At 66.1% G+C, this 1,151-nt stretch carries 1 protein-coding gene; it reads right to left on the reverse strand.

Going from position 1 to position 1,151, the window contains the following annotated elements:
- Positions 1 to 381: 381 nt before the first annotated feature.
- The gene (locus VXC91_RS45890) at positions 382 to 768 is read right to left on the reverse strand and encodes a four-helix bundle copper-binding protein (protein WP_329513252.1); all 387 of its coding nucleotides are present in this window, start codon (positions 766 to 768) and stop codon (positions 382 to 384) included.
- Between the last annotated feature and the right edge of the window lie 383 nt (positions 769 to 1,151).

Below are 1,151 nucleotides of genomic sequence, written 5' to 3' on the forward strand. Positions count from 1 at the left end.
CGGTTCCCGCTGAGTCCTTCTCCGACACTGGACTACACCTCCGTAGGCCCACTCGGAAGGGACGATTTCACGTCGGTCACCGCTATCTGGGCTGGTGTACCGACCTCTTGTTCTGCGGTGACCGTGCTACTCGATTTCAGTCTCACATAACCTGCTTCGCGGTGGAGACCACCCCGCATTCATGACAAGCCCGGCGCTGATCTGTCCACCCAGCACCGGAACTCTCCACACCGCAGCCCTGACCCAGACGTTCGGTGATCACGACCTGGGCAGGGCAGCCGACTGCCCCGCCCAGGTCGCCTGGTCACTGGCCGCCGTTCGGCACGTGATCACCACGCCGGTCGTATCGCCTGCAGGTCGCCGGTGTGGACGCGTGTCGCGTCAGCCGAGGGCCTGGAGCAGATCGTTACAGGCCGTTTCGCAGGAGCGACAGGATTCGGCGCAGAGGCGGCAGTGCTCCATGTGGGTGTGGCGGCCACATTCATCGGCGCATGCCTTACACGCGCTGGCGCACGCCTGGAGAATGGTGCGGGTGATATTGGCGTCGTAGCCGGTGTGGCGGGACAGGACCGACGCGGTGGCATTACAGATGTCGGCACAGTCCATGTTGGTGCGGATGCACTTCGCGAGCTCGGCCGGCATGCCCTCCGACAGACAGGCATCAGCGCACGCGGTACACGCCTGGGCGCAGGCGATGCACTCCTCGATGCACTTGGAGAGCTTCTCTCGGTCGACTCGACCGAGGTCGGCCGGGTACGTGGCGAGCATCTCCTTCACCGACGTCACGGGGACCGCCTCCTCTCACTGCCGGAGGTCGGCGGGCCGGACAGCCACGCCCTCTGACCCCCAGCCCTTAGTCCCATTCTCACATCGCCCATAGAGGCATCGCACACGCACAAGCCCCTACGCCACCGAGGACCGACATCGGTCAGTGGTGGGCGTGGGCGGCAGCGTGCCCGTGCCACGCGCATCGTGGACCAGCTCGCGCAGCGTCTGCTCGCCCCGCGCACCGCGTGCAACACCACCTCGCGGACCTCGCCGTTCGGCGTGGCAAAGCAGGCGGCCTGCAGTGGCTTCACCTGATGCTTGACACCGCTTGCCTCGGCTCGGTTGTGTGTGCGTCCGATCGGCGTGGCTCACTCACGTACGCG

Source organism: Streptomyces chiangmaiensis (assembly GCF_036281785.1).
GTDB lineage: Bacteria > Actinomycetota > Actinomycetes > Streptomycetales > Streptomycetaceae > Streptomyces > Streptomyces chiangmaiensis.